Raw genomic sequence first — 12,840 nt, forward strand, 5'->3', positions numbered from 1 at the left:
TTGGTACGGCAAATCGGTCTTTCGCTTTACGCGAAATTCCGACGGAACGCTGGCAACCCCGGCCGGCTCGTCGCTGGTGGTATCGTACAACCCTGGCCCGATCGCGATCGGCTTCGGCGGCGGCCTCTTCGTAACCGATGAGGATAACGAGTATCTCTACGTCTACGGCAAAGGCGCCAAAGCGTACGATCAGCCCAAGCGCCAATTAGATCTTCCGTTCGTGCCGAGCTGCGTTGCCGTCGACCGCCAAGGACACGAGTTCGTCGGCGGCTTTACCAACGGCTACGTCGCGGTCTACGCACCGAACGCAAAGGGCAACGCGACGACGCTGCAGCGGATTGCTCTGCCCGACGGGCATATCGACATCAACGGCGTCGCGGTGGATGCATCCGGTAACCTCTTCGTCTCCGACACCAACGAAATCAGCGAGTTCGCAACCCCCGTTACGAAGCCGACGCTCGTGCGCGCGATCATCGGATCGGGCGAGCAAAACGCTCCCAGCGGAATGGCGCTAAGCAAAGCAACGGGCGAGCTGTACGCGGCCAATCCCGGTGACGACGACATTCTCGCCTATTCCTCGGCCGCCAACGGCTCGCAAGGCCCCGATCGCGTGATCACGTCGCGGCATCCGCCCCTGATCGGGCCGGCAGGCGTCGCCCTAAACGGCTCGGTGCTCTACTCGACGAGCGGCAGCAATATCCATGGACCGCCGTCGATCTTCGTTTTCGACGCGCTCCACGGGCGCCAGACTCCAAAGCAGGTCGTGACCGGAAACTACCTCGCGCTTCCGATCGGCGTCGCGCTCGGCCCGTAGCGCACGCCCAGAAAGAAAGAAAGTTGATCCGCGGGGCCGCGCGCCGTTGCGCCGAACGGGCCTCGCCATGTTCGAAAACGACGATCCCGCAAAACGGGCGGCCGGGTTCGCGGCCGTCGACCGTTACGTTCGCGATGGAATGTGCGTCGGTTTGGGCACGGGCACGACGGCATTCTGGGCGATCGAGCGCGTCGGGCAACGGATCGCGGCCGGCGAGAACATTAGCGCGGTTGGAACCTCGTCCGAAACCGAACGCCTCTGCCGCCGCCTCGCGATTCCGCTGGTCGAACTTTTGGCGCAGCCGATGCCGGTTGCGATCGACGGGGCGGACGAGATTGCCCCGGACTGGTCGTTGACGAAGGGCGGCGGCGGAGCGCTCTTTCGCGAGAAGGCCGTCGCGCTTTCGTGCGAACGCTATATCATCGTCGCAACCCCTTCGAAACTCGTCGCGCAGCTCGGGCGCTTCCCGCTCCCCGTCGAGGTCGTGCCCTTCGCTGCCCCATACGTACGGCGCGAGCTCGCGCGTCGCGCTCCCGGCCTCGCCGTCAGGCGGCGCGGCTCAGATTCAGAGCCCTTCCTTACGGACAACGGCAACTGGATCTTCGACTGCGCGTTCGGCCGCATCGACGATCCTCGCGACCTTGAAAAAACACTGCGCGAAATCCACGGCGTCGTCGCGACTGGCCTTTTCTTCGACCTGGTCACCGAAGTGATCGTCGGCTACGAAGACGGGGCTACGAAAACGCCTCGTTACTCGAACTGAAGCGGCGCCTGAGCCGAGCCGGTGTTCTTACCGCACGTATACTTTCCGGTCAGCACGGCAGGGCCCGAGTATTTCGGACGATTGCGAGCCAGCGCGTAGATCACGAAGCGGCCCGCACTCGTAAGGTTGAGCCTAGCGCCAAAACTATCGATCGTCTTTTTGCCGGCAGCGATGGTCCACGCAACCTTGCACTTCCCTTTATACGAAATGTCCGTAAAAGAAATCGCGTACTGCCAAACGAAGTTCGTGCGGACGTAGCTCGAGGGCCCGGTCATCCCCGATGTTGTCGCCGGTGCTTGCTCCGTTGACGCAGTTGATGCACGGCACGCCGGCCTGATTGGGGCCGTCTGCGACGAAGTTCATCAATACCGCCGGCGTTCCGGCATCCGGATGAATCGTTAGCCGCTCGAGTAAGGCGTCCCCGCGCGTTTGGTCTCATCCCCGCGAAAGGCTTGCCGCACCTCGCCTAGTCCGAAAGACCCCTAGTCGAGCATTTCCGGCGGCGCACTAACCGTTCGCACCGACGCAATATCGCCGGCGGAATGGATCGCGATGAGCGCCGGCTCCCGATCGGGGTTCGAGGGCGCCTGCTCGATCGCATACGCGCCGCCGCCCTCCTGCAACATGCCGAGAAGTGTCTCGCCGGACGCTAAGCGGACTTCGACCAAAAGGCCGATGTATTGCTGCAAATCGTCGTCGCTCATAGGCGTTTTTCGTTCGACGACTGCGCGATAGAACCTTAGCAAAATTTTGGTAGGTCAAGCGACTTTGCCCTAGGAAGGGCCGTGTTGCGGCGACTAGAAGGAGGCCCTCCCTCATATCGCTTATTCGGAGGATCCCTATGTTGCAGACAGTCTCGCGCCGCGCGCTGTTGAGCGTCGTGGTCCTTTCATTTGCAGCCGGTTGTTCGGGCTCTTCACTAACGACTGGCGGTTCTTCGCTCACTCCCGCCACGCATAAGATCGGCGCAGCCGTGCGCTACATCCAAGGGCCGGCGGTATCCGGTCCCATTGCCATTCCCCTCGTCCGCGTCAAAGCCAACGCTCCCGTTGGCTGGCCGGATAAGAAGAAAAAAAGTAAATCCATCCTCTTTGTCGCCGATTGCTCCGCCGGTATTCTCATGTACGATCCGACGGTCGCTAACGGCAGCCCAACCGGCTCGATCACCAACGGTACCGACTGTCCTTTCGGCGTCGCCGTTGATGAAAACGGAAACCTCTACGTCGCGAACATTTCCAATAGCACCGTCGAAATCTACAGCAAAGGCGCAAGCTCGCCGAGCACGACGATCACGAACGGCGTCGACGGTCCGTATGGCATCATCGTTGACTCGAAAGACAACGTCTTCGTGACCAACCTCAACAACAACACGATCACCGGCTACAAGAAGGGTAAAAAGGCGCCCTTTGAAACGATAAGCTTCAGCGCGTACGGCCAAGCCGTCGGCATCGGCGTCGATAAAGGCAATAACCTTTGGGTCGCATGCGACACCTCGAATGCCGTCTTTAAGATCGCGGCCGGAACGCAAACCGTGACCAACGCCGGCTTAACGGGCCTGTCCGGGCCAATCGGTGTCTCGATCGGCCAGAAGGACATGATCTTCGTCTCTAGCTTCTCTGGGAACGTGGTGCAGGTCTACAAATCCGGCTCGACGGCTCCCTTCGAAACCCTCAATAGCGGCATTTCCGGACCAACCCAAAACGGCGTAACGCACGGCGATGCGTTCTTCCAGTCGAATCAGGATCTTAACGTTGTGGGGTTCAAGAAGGGCAAGACCTCGTCGTTCTCAACCCTCAGCGGAACGAGCGCACCCGCCGGCATCGCTTCGTGGCCGCTCGTCAAGAAATAAATCTATACTCGTAATCCGCCTTGGAGCGCGCGACGAAAGTCGCGCGCTCCCTCTTGTTATGTGAGAGCAAACTATGGGATTGCTTTTTAAAGACGAACTGCAGGACTCGTTTGGAACGTGGGCGCTGGGCTACATTCCCTACGGTGGCGCGGATTTCGGTGAAGTGCAAGCCGTGGCGCGTTCCGTCGGCGATGGAGACGACGAAGCCTTTTATACGGCCTGGACGTACGCCGGAGATCGGCTGGTCGAGCGGGCAAAAGAATCGCTCGCGAAAGGACGGCGCACCAGCGCGCGCGACGCGTTCTTGCGCGCCGCCTGCCACTACGGCTCGTCGTACCACCTCCTGTTCGGCGCTCCGGTCGACCCACGGCTCGTTGCGGCGTTTCGTAAGCAGATCGCGGCCTTCAACGACGGGCTCGCGCTGCTCGATCCGCCGGTGGTGCCGCTGCGTATACCCTTTGGCGAGCAAACGATGCCGGCGTACCTTCTTCCCGCCGCCGGCGGCGGCCGCGAAGCGCGACCGCTCGTCATTCTAACCAACGGCTACGATGCGACCGTCGCCGATATGTACTTTGCCTCGGCGGTCGCCGCAACGCGGCGGGGATACCACTGCCTATTCTTCGACGGACCGGGCCAGGGTGAGATGCTGATCGAACACGGCACGCACATCCGCCCGGACTGGGAGTCGGTGATCGCGCCGGTCATCGACTTCGCGCTCAAACTCGAGTACGTCGATGCAAAACGCATCGCCCTCATCGGCTGGAGCCTCGGCGGCTACCTATCGCCGCGCGCCGCCTCAGGGGAACACCGCTTGGCGGCCTGCGTCGCCGATCCCGGACTCTTCGGAATCGCCGAGCAGGTCCGCCAGATGCTCGTCAAGTTCGGTGCGTCGCCGCACGATGTCGCGGATCTGGGCGGAATCGACGACAAACTGATCGAGCGCGTCACACAAGCGGCCAACGCAGATCGCCATCTGCACTGGTCGCTTTTTCAGCGGGGATTTTGGGTACACGGCGTCGACACGCTGCGCGACTATTTTCGCAGCGTTGGGGAGTTCACGTTGGCGGGCCGCGTGGAGTCGATCGCGTGCCCAACCCTGCTTACGGCCGCCGAAAACGACCCGCTGGGCGCCGGAGCTCAAGCATTCTACGATGCGCTCCGCTGCACGAAGCAGCTCGTTGCGTTCACCGCCGCGGAGGGAGCCGGCACGCACGTCGAGGGGTTCAATCGATCGCTTCTTAACGACCGAGTGTTCGACTGGCTTGACAGTCTGCTGGTAAGCGGGCGCCCGTGAACTCGCCGCCCACGCCGTGCGGTCACGTAAGAATCTCGTTAGCAGCGCAGCGCCACGCTCGCATTTGGGGTATGTAAAATTGCAGCACCGCCCCGCAAGCACCACGCCGGGCAATTTGAGCTCCGCAAAAAGGAACTACAATGCGAATCCAAAGATCGCTCACCGCGCTAGTCGCGACCGTCCTCATCGCCGCCGTGCCTCTGGCCGCGTCGGCGCAGGTCGGGTTCACCGTCGGTTTCGGCGGTCCGGGCTGGGGCGTCGGCGTCTCTTCAGGCTACCCGCCGCCGGCATTACCCTATTACGCGGCGCCGGCCGCACCGTATCCGGGCTATCAGTGGATCCCGGGATACTGGGGCTGGGGATCCTACGGCTACTACTGGGTGCCGGGCTACTGGACGGCTCCTCCGGTCGTCGGCGATTACTGGACGCCGGGATATTGGGGCTACCTTAACGGCGCGTATCTCTGGAACGCCGGCTACTGGGGCCCGACCGTCGGCTTTTACGGCGGAATTAACTATGGGTACGGCTACTTCGGCACCGGGTTCGTCGGCGGATACTGGTCGGGCGGTGCGTTCAACTACAACACGTCGGTCGTCAACGTCAACCGGACGTTTATCCACAATACGTACAACCGCACCGTCATCAGGCGGGGGACAATCCACGGCGGTTCCCGGGTAGCATTTAATGGCGGCCGTGGCGGCATCAGTGCCCGCCCAACGCATGCCCAGCTCGTCGCGCGTCAGCGCGGCTTCGCGGCGACTCGTTCGCAGCTGGCTCATCAGCGAGTCGCCTCGCGCGATCGCGGTATGCTCGCCGCGGTAAACCACGGGCACCCGCGAACCGCTGCGGTACAGCGGCCGATGAGTGCCGCGCATCATCCAGCGAACATGCATGCAATCACCGCAGCCGATCGGCATAACGCGCAGCACCAGATGCACGGACAACTTGCGGCCGCGCATCACAACGCCCCGGCAACCGCACATCGCAGCGGATCGGTAGCAGCTGCGCATCACAACGCCCCGGCAACCGCACATCGCAGTGGATCGGTAGCAGCCGCGCATCACAACGCCCCGGCAACCGCACATCGCAGCGGATCGGCTAGTCACTATAACTTGGGAGTGACGCGAGGCCATTCCAGCGGCGGACGTTCGCAGGTCGGTTACGGATCTCGCGCGAGCGGAGTCAGCCACGCTTATAGCGGCCGCTCCGGTGGAGGAACCTACGGTGCACGCCCGGGCGGCGGAATGTCCGGAAGGCCGGGCGGCGGATATAGCGGTCATCCCGGCGGCGGATACGCTGGACGGCCTGGTGGCGGCGGCATGTCCAGCGGGCGGCCTCCAGGTGGCAGCGGACGGCCTGGCGGCGGCGGCGGTCACGCGGGTGGTGGCGGAAGACCACCTAGGGGCTGAATCAAGGCAACACGTTCGTGGGAACCCAAACCGGGTTCCCACGACTATTTCGAGCGCTCTCGATGCGCCGTCAGAGAGGTTACTTTCTGGCTCGCGCCTTGCTGCGCGGGCGGTTCGCCGAGCGGATCGAGCGATCCGTAATTCGCCTCGTAATACGTATCGCGAAGTTTGCCGAGCTGGAGGTCGCGGGGAATCGCGCTCCCGTCCCCTCGATAAATCGTCGCCCCCCTCACAAGCAATCGGTACGCTTCGAGGCGCGCGTTCTTCCAATCCGAGACCTTCCACCGCTGCGGAGCCATGACCGGATACTCGTACGGCGGTAACGCGCGGCGTTTCTCATCGAGGAGCTCGAGCGCGACGCGAAATCCCTCGCACTTGAAAATCGCTTCTTGAACCTGCTCTTTGGTCGCCATCGGAGGGTACTTCAGGCACGTGCGCACCGCGCCTGCGGCGAGGAGCTCGCGCTTGCCCTGCGAACCTCCATGCGTGGCGCCGCGCGTCTTTGGCATGGTCGCCCTCCTCGGCGTCCTGATCTTCATAAATTACATCGACAGAGGAAATCTGTCGACGGCGGCGCCGCTGGTCAAGAGCGAGTTGAACTTGACGGCCTCGCAACTCGGCTTTCTTCTGACCGCCTTCTTCATTACGTACATGCCCGTGCAGCCGTTTGTCGGATGGCTCGTGGACCGGATGGGCGCGAGCCGAGTGCTCGTGACCGGCTTTCTTCTCTGGTCGCTCGCGACGATACTTAGCGGCTTCGCGGGCGGCTTTGCGGCCCTTTTCGCCTGCCGTCTGCTGCTGGGGCTCGGCGAATCGGTCACCTTTCCGGCGGTCTCGCATTCATTGGTCGAGTACATCAGCGAAACGCAGCGCGGCTTCGCTAACGGTATCGTCCTGTCGGGTATTTCGTTTGGACCGGCGTTTGGCATTTTCTTCGGCGGAATGGCGATCGCCGCGTACGGCTGGCGACCGTTCTTTATCGCGTTCGGCGCGATCAGCTTGCTGTGGGTCGCCGCTTGGCTAGCGATCGCGCAGCGGGGTCAGCATCAAGGCGCCGACGCGCACGCCCGCGCGGCGCAGTCCGCTCGAGTGGAATTTCTCCTGCGCGAGCCTTCGCTGTGGGGCGCCTCGGTGGGAGCCTTTTGCTCCAACTACCTGCTCTATTTTCTGCTGACGTGGATCCCGTACTATCTCGTGCACGAGCGTCACTGGACGCTGCCGCAAATGGCGCGCATCGGCGGCACGACGTTTCTCTTAATGGGAGTAACGATGGTCTGTTCCGGGCTCGCGGCCGACTACTTCATTCGTCGCGGTGTGACGCCGACGGTCGCGCGCAAGACGGTCTTCGGAATCGGCGCTGTGGTTGCGGCGGTTTCGTTGCTCGGCGTCGGCTACTCGAACGATCTTGCGTCCGTGTTCTGGCTCTTCGGTGTCGGCATCGGCGACGGGTTCCTACACGCCAACAATTTCGTCGTCGGACAGACGATCGCGGGACCCGAGGCCGCGGGGCGATGGGCCGGCATCCAAAACACGCTCTCGAACATCTCGGGTATCATCGCGCCATCGCTCACCGGCATTCTCGTCGATCGCACGGGAAGTTTTGTCATGGCCTTCACCATCGCCGCGGTGCTCGCGCTGTTCAGCGGCGCTGCCTGGATCTTCCTCGTCGGCAAGATCGCACCGATCGATTGGAGCCGTAAGCTCGTACCCTCACTTCGGCCGACGCCGACCTAGCTAGAATCGGATTGCGTGACGACGAATTTCGTAAAAGCGACCGGCATATCGGCAATCGTGCTCCTTTTCGTGTCACCGGGTCTCGCACGCGCGCAATCGGCCTCACCGTCGCCCTCACCTGCGGCTGCGGCACCGGCGCCAAGCAGAGGTTCAAACGCCGATACCGCCGGCTTCGACGCGAGTAAGCTGACGCCCGAGCAGCAAGAAGCGCTGCGCCTGGCAATAATCAAGACGTCGCAAAACCCCGTGGGCAACATCACCGTCTTTCCGTTTCAGAACAACTTCAACAACGGATATGGGCCCTACACGCGCCTGCAGTACAACCTCAACGTGCAGCCGGTCTTTCCGATCATGCTGAGTCCGAAGCTGACGCTGATCGCGAGAACGATCCTCCCGCTCATCAATCAGCCGTCGCCGGAGTCGCCGGTCGTCTGCACGTCACCCCTCGGATGTCCGTCGAGCCTCGGCCTGAGCGACGTTCAAGAGCAGCTCTTCTTCGCGCCAAAGACGAAGCCCGGACAGCTGATCTGGGGCGCCGGACCGATCTTCCAGTTCCCGACGGCAACGCCGAACACGCTCGGTTCGGGCAAGTGGTCCGCCGGGCCCGACGTGGTGGCATTGGTGATGCCGGGAAAATGGGTTCTCGGCTCGCTCGTAACCCAGCTCTGGTCGGTTGCCGGCCTGCCGAATCGCCCGAGCGTTAACACTTTCCTCGTTCAGCCGTTTGTGAACTACAACTTAAAGGACGGCTGGGCGATCAGCTCCGCACCAATACTGACGTCGAATGCGAACGTACCGGGAACCAAGTGGATCGTCCCTCTGGGCGGGGGTGTTGCGAAAACCTTTAAGGACGGCGACCAGCTGATGCAGCTGACGGCTGTGTACTACACCAACGTGATTCGACCGTTAGCCGCACCCCAGACGACGTTGCGCATCACGTGGAGCCTGCTGTGGCCGGTGAAGCGGGGCATCGATATCCAACAGCTCTTACAGGAATCAAAGTAATCTATCGCTTCGCAGTGCGAGCCAAGAACAGAACGCCTTGTCCGTTATAAAGGTTCTCCTCGAAGACTTCGTAGCCGCATTTTTCCGCGACGCGCCTGGACGCGAGGTTTTGCGGATTCACTAAGCACACGCTCCTGGGCTGCGCGATGTTTGCGTCGGCCCAAGAGAGAGCTCCGCGCACGGCCTCCGTCGCGTAGCCTTTTCCGTGAACGCTCGGGATCAGCGCAAACCCAAGCTCGGGACTCCCCTTCATCGATGGCGCGATATCGCGTTTGAAGTCGGCGAGGCCGACCTCTCCAACGAAATCGCCCGTGCTCTTCTCCTCGATCGCCCAGTAGCCAAAGCCCATGAGGTCCCAATGTCCGATGTAGGTAAGCAGCCGCGACCACGTCTGCTGCTCGGTCGACGGGCGCCCGCTGATGTATCTCGTTACGATTGGCTCGGTCCACATCGCGACGCAAGCGGCAAGGTCGTCTTTTCGGTGGCCGCGCAGGCGCAGCCGCACCGTTTCGACGATCGGAATGGAAATCGGGGATCGCGCGCTTCGACCAGCCACAATTTCGGGTTCTTCCTCAGCGGGCGCCGGCATACCGGCGAAACTGCGCCCTCGATCCGCGGTTTAAGATAATTGGACCATGAAGCTCAAAAAAGGCCTCTCAGGCGGTTTGGATTTCACTCCGGCGTTATTCGCGGTTCTCATCGCCTTCGTCGCGATGGGGGCCTTCGAGTTCTTCGGGAGCTGGCCCGCGGCGCAGCACGGCCTGCTCATATTCGAAAAGGCCTGCCCGATCTACGCCGCCCCTTCGAACCACGCTTAAGTCACACGTTGCCCCGCGCGCGCGTTGAGGGTGCATGAGAGCGCCGTTGTACGGACGGATTGTTTTCGGCGCATCGGCGGTGCTGTTCGGCGTCGTTGCCCTCATGTGGCACGACGCCGATACCTGGCAAACCCTTATCAGGATTTGGAGCCTGCCGTTTGGCGCGATCGTCGGCAACATCCTCATGATTGCGCAGATCGCCGGCGGCCTCGCCCTGCTCTATCCGCGCAGCCTCCGCGCGGCGTCCGTAATACTCGGCGTCGTCTACCTGCTGTTCTCGTTGGCCTGCATTCCCGACATCATCGCCGCGCCGCGCGCCTACGAACACTACGGCAGCTTTTTCGAACAGTTCTCTCTGCTCTGCGGAGCAGTCGCGCTCATCGCGATCGCCGGCGTGAACGCCGCGAGATCGGCCGCGCTCGCGCAGGCGGCGCGCGTTGGGCTTGGGCTCTGCGCGATCTCCTTTACGCTCGCGCAGATATTCTATCTGCGCTTCACTGCGAGTTTGGTGCCGCACTGGATCCCTCCTAATCAAATGTTTTGGGCGGTGCTCACGACGGTCGCTTTTGCGGTCGCGGCCGCCGCCATTCTCGTGAATCGCCGGACGCGGCTCGCGATAAGATTGATGAGCCTGATGATCGCGCTCTTTGGAGTCCTGGTGTGGATCCCGCTGCTGATCGCCCACCCGCAGGCTCATCTCAACTGGTCTGAGTTCGCGCTGAACTTCCTGATTGCGGGAGCCTCTTGGATCGTCGCCGATTCACCGTTCCGGACAGCCTCCGAGGTGTAGAGCGCCTGCCGGCCTAACCTACCTCGCGGAACCCTACGCTACCGAAGAGGAGGTCATGCCATGCGTCCTGTTGCTCTTTCTACCTCGGCCTTACTGCTGTTTCTTATCATCCAGCCGCTGTCGGCGCTCAGCGCTCCGGCCTGGGAGCCGGCGACCGCGAGCAGCGTTACCGCCGGAGCCCACCACTCGACGTTCATCGTCGAAGCCGCGGTTACGCTTCCGCAGAATTGCTATGCCGCGCGGATCCGCTCGACACCGATTTCGCTCCACACGCCGCGCTCGTTCTACGTCGAACAGCTCGCCCCGTCGTCGCCGTGCGCAAACAAGGCGGCGTATAAGTGCACCCTCGTGAGTCCCGATTTTCCCCTGCCGATCCCGCACCAGATCGAAGTCGTGTCGAAGGGCCCGCAGCGATGGAAGGTAGCGGTCAGCACGGAGGAGCCGAACCCGGCTCCGCCGCTCTGCCGCAAAGGCTAGCAACGCCCGCCGCGCACCGCCGAACGTCGCCCATGGCAAAACCGGAGACGGAAACCGATGAGTTTTCGCTCCGGTTGGGGTCGTGTCGGCATGAAGACTTTAAACGAAAAAAACGTCGCGATCGTCGGGGGCAGCCAAGGAACCGGGCGTGAGACGGTTCGCGCCGCAGCCGCGGCCGGCGCGAAGGTCCTCGCGGTCGCTCGGCGAGAGGAGTCTCCGCTCCAAGCTCCGCGAGCGAACGAGAGCTGCTCGATCGCTACATCATCGCCTGGCAAAAGGCCGATATTACGGGGCTCGTTGCAATGCTCAAAGGGGACGCGATCTTCAGCATGCCGCCGCGCAGCGAGTGGTCACGTGCTGACCGTGGCGAACGGCGAAATCGCCGTCCTCAATAATTTCATGGACCCTGCGCTCTTTGCGCTGTTCGACGCGCCAACTACTTGACGCTGATGGTCCGCCGCCTAAAGGTGACCGCTACTCAAGCCGCTCCATAGTGCGCAGCGACGGAAACAGCCACATCCAGAGAAACGCGATCGCGACGCTAGCAATGCCGCCGAGCAACACCGACGGCACCGCCCCGAGAAACGCCGCCACCGTTCCGCTCTCAAATGCGCCGAGTTGATTCGACGCGTTGATGAACAGGAAGTTGACGGCGCCGACGCGTCCCCGCATGGCGTCGGGTGTTCGGAGCTGCACGAGCGACGAGCGAATGACGACGCTGATCGTGTCGGCCGCGCCCAGTACCGCCAAGGCGAAGAGCGAAAGCCAGAACGAGTGTGAAAGTGCGAAGACGATCGTGGCAAGCCCGAAGACGATCACCGCGCCGAACATCCGCCGCCCCGCACGCCGCGAAATCGTACGTCGCGCCAGCGCCACGGTCATCAGGAGGGCCCCGACGGCGGGTGCGGCGCGAAGGATGCCCAGGCCGAGCGGCCCGACGTGCAGGATGTCGCGCGCGTAGATCGGCAGCAGCGCCGTCGCGCCGCCGAAAAGAACTGCGAAGAGATCCAGCGAGATCGTGCCCAGGATCGCCGGCTCGCTGCGCACGAACGCGACGCCCGCCCAAAGCTCGCGAAACGTGCGCGATTCGCGCGATGGCGCGGCAACGCTTCGGGCCGCGGCGATCGACCCGCTGAGGACTGCAGCAACCGCCCAGAAGGCGAACATCAGTCCATACGGCACGGCGGGCGAGATCGCGTAGAGCAGTCCGCCCAGTGCAGGCCCGGCGATCGTGGCGAACTGTAGCCCGCCCGACGAAAGTGCGGCGCCGCGCTGCAGCGTGCCGCGTTCGGTAACGGCCGAGAGTAAGGCCGCCGTCGCCGGGCTTTCGAAAGCGTCCGCGACACCGAGCACCGCAAGCGCCGCGAAGATTGCCGGCACGGTCAACCAGTGCTCGAGACTTCCCAATGTCAGAAACGCTGCGACGAGGCCCTGCGCGACCTGACACGCTTGCATCACGCGGCGGCGGCTGAAGCGGTCGGCTGCCGAGCCCGTGACGAAAACGAGCAGCGCCGTCGGGAGGAACTGCACCAGCCCCGCCATGCCAAGATCGAAGGCGCTATGCGTGAGCGCGTAGATGTTCCAACCGATAACGACGGCCCCCACCTGGTACGAAAACTCCGAGAAAAACCGCGCGCCCAGATAAACGAGAAACGGCGGATGGCGGAGAGGATTCTTCAGATTCGGTGCCTGCACGTGCGCATGTCGAGCCGAGTGGTGCTCGAATCTGATTGCGCCGCCCTGCCTAAAAAAGCGCTGAAAGCAAGCGGGTGCTCGCAGGGTCAGCGCGGTCGATTGCCGCGAGAGGAACCGCTGGGCCCCGCGGGAATCGAGTCCGCCCGCCTAGGAGGCAAGCTGTATGCAAAGAGATCCGCAGTGATCCGTCGT

General features: G+C 62.8%; 15 protein-coding genes. 10 read left to right on the forward strand and 5 right to left on the reverse strand.

The window, feature by feature from the left end; translation table 11 throughout:
* Positions 1-814 (forward strand): hypothetical protein (locus VGG51_10165; GenBank protein HEY1883389.1); only part of this gene is annotated, 814 nt, incomplete at its 5' end.
* A gap of 67 nt (positions 815-881) precedes the next feature.
* Positions 882-1,577: a ribose-5-phosphate isomerase RpiA gene (gene rpiA, locus VGG51_10170; protein ID HEY1883390.1), complete on the forward strand. Its 696-nt coding sequence runs from the start codon at positions 882-884 to the stop codon at positions 1,575-1,577.
* Here the strand turns inward: rpiA and VGG51_10175 are convergent.
* Together VGG51_10175 and VGG51_10180 are read right to left on the reverse strand one after the other, a co-directional pair.
* Positions 1,565-1,852 (reverse strand): hypothetical protein, encoded by a 288-nt coding sequence (locus tag VGG51_10175; protein ID HEY1883391.1) that lies wholly within the window; start codon positions 1,850-1,852, stop codon positions 1,565-1,567. The genes rpiA and VGG51_10175 overlap by 13 nt on opposite strands.
* Positions 1,853-2,059: 207 nt before the next feature.
* Positions 2,060-2,281 (reverse strand): hypothetical protein, encoded by a 222-nt coding sequence (locus tag VGG51_10180; GenBank protein ID HEY1883392.1) that lies wholly within the window; start codon positions 2,279-2,281, stop codon positions 2,060-2,062.
* A 137-nt stretch (positions 2,282-2,418) separates the two neighbouring features.
* Here VGG51_10180 and VGG51_10185 point away from each other — a divergent pair, with 137 nt between their 5' ends.
* The 3 genes from VGG51_10185 to VGG51_10195 all read left to right on the forward strand — a co-directional run bounded on the left by VGG51_10185 (position 2,419) and on the right by VGG51_10195 (position 6,129).
* A complete protein-coding gene (locus VGG51_10185; GenBank protein ID HEY1883393.1) occupies positions 2,419-3,426 on the forward strand; it encodes a hypothetical protein in 1,008 nt (335 codons plus the stop codon).
* 73 nt (positions 3,427-3,499) lie between these two features.
* Positions 3,500-4,720 (forward strand): alpha/beta fold hydrolase, encoded by a 1,221-nt coding sequence (locus VGG51_10190; GenBank protein ID HEY1883394.1) that lies wholly within the window; start codon positions 3,500-3,502, stop codon positions 4,718-4,720.
* Between the two features lie 140 nt (positions 4,721-4,860).
* Positions 4,861-6,129, forward strand: coding sequence for a YXWGXW repeat-containing protein (locus VGG51_10195; GenBank protein ID HEY1883395.1), 1,269 nt, complete (start codon positions 4,861-4,863; stop codon positions 6,127-6,129).
* A 44-nt stretch (positions 6,130-6,173) separates the two neighbouring features.
* On the opposite strand, the gene VGG51_10200 is transcribed toward VGG51_10195, so the two are convergent.
* The gene (locus tag VGG51_10200) at positions 6,174-6,638 is read right to left on the reverse strand and encodes a hypothetical protein (protein HEY1883396.1); all 465 of its coding nucleotides are present in this window, start codon (positions 6,636-6,638) and stop codon (positions 6,174-6,176) included.
* On the opposite strand from VGG51_10200, the gene VGG51_10205 reads away from it, so the two are divergent.
* A complete protein-coding gene (locus VGG51_10205; GenBank protein HEY1883397.1) occupies positions 6,616-7,863 on the forward strand; it encodes an MFS transporter in 1,248 nt (415 codons plus the stop codon). The genes VGG51_10200 and VGG51_10205 overlap by 23 nt on opposite strands.
* A 15-nt stretch (positions 7,864-7,878) precedes the next feature.
* On the forward strand, positions 7,879-8,868 hold the full coding sequence (locus VGG51_10210; GenBank protein ID HEY1883398.1) for a hypothetical protein: 990 nt from the start codon (positions 7,879-7,881) through the stop codon (positions 8,866-8,868).
* A 1-nt stretch (position 8,869) separates the two neighbouring features.
* On the opposite strand, the gene VGG51_10215 is transcribed toward VGG51_10210, so the two are convergent.
* Positions 8,870-9,424, reverse strand: coding sequence for a GNAT family N-acetyltransferase (locus VGG51_10215; protein HEY1883399.1), 555 nt, complete (start codon positions 9,422-9,424; stop codon positions 8,870-8,872).
* A gap of 79 nt (positions 9,425-9,503) precedes the next feature.
* Between VGG51_10215 and VGG51_10220 the strand changes: the two genes are divergently transcribed.
* From VGG51_10220 to VGG51_10230, 3 genes are read left to right on the forward strand one after another with little or no spacing between them, the layout of a single operon-like run.
* Positions 9,504-9,686, forward strand: a complete 183-nt coding sequence (locus VGG51_10220) for a hypothetical protein (GenBank protein HEY1883400.1) — start codon at positions 9,504-9,506, stop codon at positions 9,684-9,686.
* A gap of 34 nt (positions 9,687-9,720) precedes the next feature.
* Entirely contained in the window at positions 9,721-10,476 is a 756-nt protein-coding gene (locus VGG51_10225) for a hypothetical protein (protein ID HEY1883401.1), read from the forward strand.
* Between the two features lie 60 nt (positions 10,477-10,536).
* Positions 10,537-10,953, forward strand: a complete 417-nt coding sequence (locus tag VGG51_10230; GenBank protein ID HEY1883402.1) for a hypothetical protein — start codon at positions 10,537-10,539, stop codon at positions 10,951-10,953.
* A gap of 474 nt (positions 10,954-11,427) precedes the next feature.
* On the opposite strand, the gene VGG51_10235 is transcribed toward VGG51_10230, so the two are convergent.
* Positions 11,428-12,648 carry an MFS transporter gene (locus tag VGG51_10235; GenBank protein ID HEY1883403.1) on the reverse strand — a complete coding sequence of 407 codons (1,221 nt, stop codon included), beginning with the start codon at positions 12,646-12,648 and terminating at the stop codon, positions 11,428-11,430.
* Positions 12,649-12,840 lie beyond the last annotated feature (192 nt).

It is taken from the genome of Candidatus Cybelea sp. (assembly GCA_036489315.1).
Lineage (GTDB): Bacteria > Vulcanimicrobiota > Vulcanimicrobiia > Vulcanimicrobiales > Vulcanimicrobiaceae > Cybelea.

Bases quoted from the DNA above. Each gene is read 5' to 3' on its own strand.
- VGG51_10225 (HEY1883401.1), top strand. From the start codon at position 9,721: ATGAGAGCGCCGTTGTACGGACGGATTGTTTTCGGCGCATCGGCGGTG.
- VGG51_10185 (HEY1883393.1), top strand. From the start codon at position 2,419: ATGTTGCAGACAGTCTCGCGCCGCGCGCTGTTGAGCGTCGTGGTCCTT.
- rpiA (HEY1883390.1), top strand. From the start codon at position 882: ATGTTCGAAAACGACGATCCCGCAAAACGGGCGGCCGGGTTCGCGGCC.
- VGG51_10195 (HEY1883395.1), top strand. From the start codon at position 4,861: ATGCGAATCCAAAGATCGCTCACCGCGCTAGTCGCGACCGTCCTCATC.
- VGG51_10175 (HEY1883391.1), bottom strand. From the start codon at position 1,852: ATGACCGGGCCCTCGAGCTACGTCCGCACGAACTTCGTTTGGCAGTAC.
- VGG51_10220 (HEY1883400.1), top strand. From the start codon at position 9,504: ATGAAGCTCAAAAAAGGCCTCTCAGGCGGTTTGGATTTCACTCCGGCG.
- VGG51_10200 (HEY1883396.1), bottom strand. From the start codon at position 6,638: ATGCCAAAGACGCGCGGCGCCACGCATGGAGGTTCGCAGGGCAAGCGC.
- VGG51_10190 (HEY1883394.1), top strand. From the start codon at position 3,500: ATGGGATTGCTTTTTAAAGACGAACTGCAGGACTCGTTTGGAACGTGG.
- VGG51_10180 (HEY1883392.1), bottom strand. From the start codon at position 2,281: ATGAGCGACGACGATTTGCAGCAATACATCGGCCTTTTGGTCGAAGTC.
- VGG51_10230 (HEY1883402.1), top strand. From the start codon at position 10,537: ATGCGTCCTGTTGCTCTTTCTACCTCGGCCTTACTGCTGTTTCTTATC.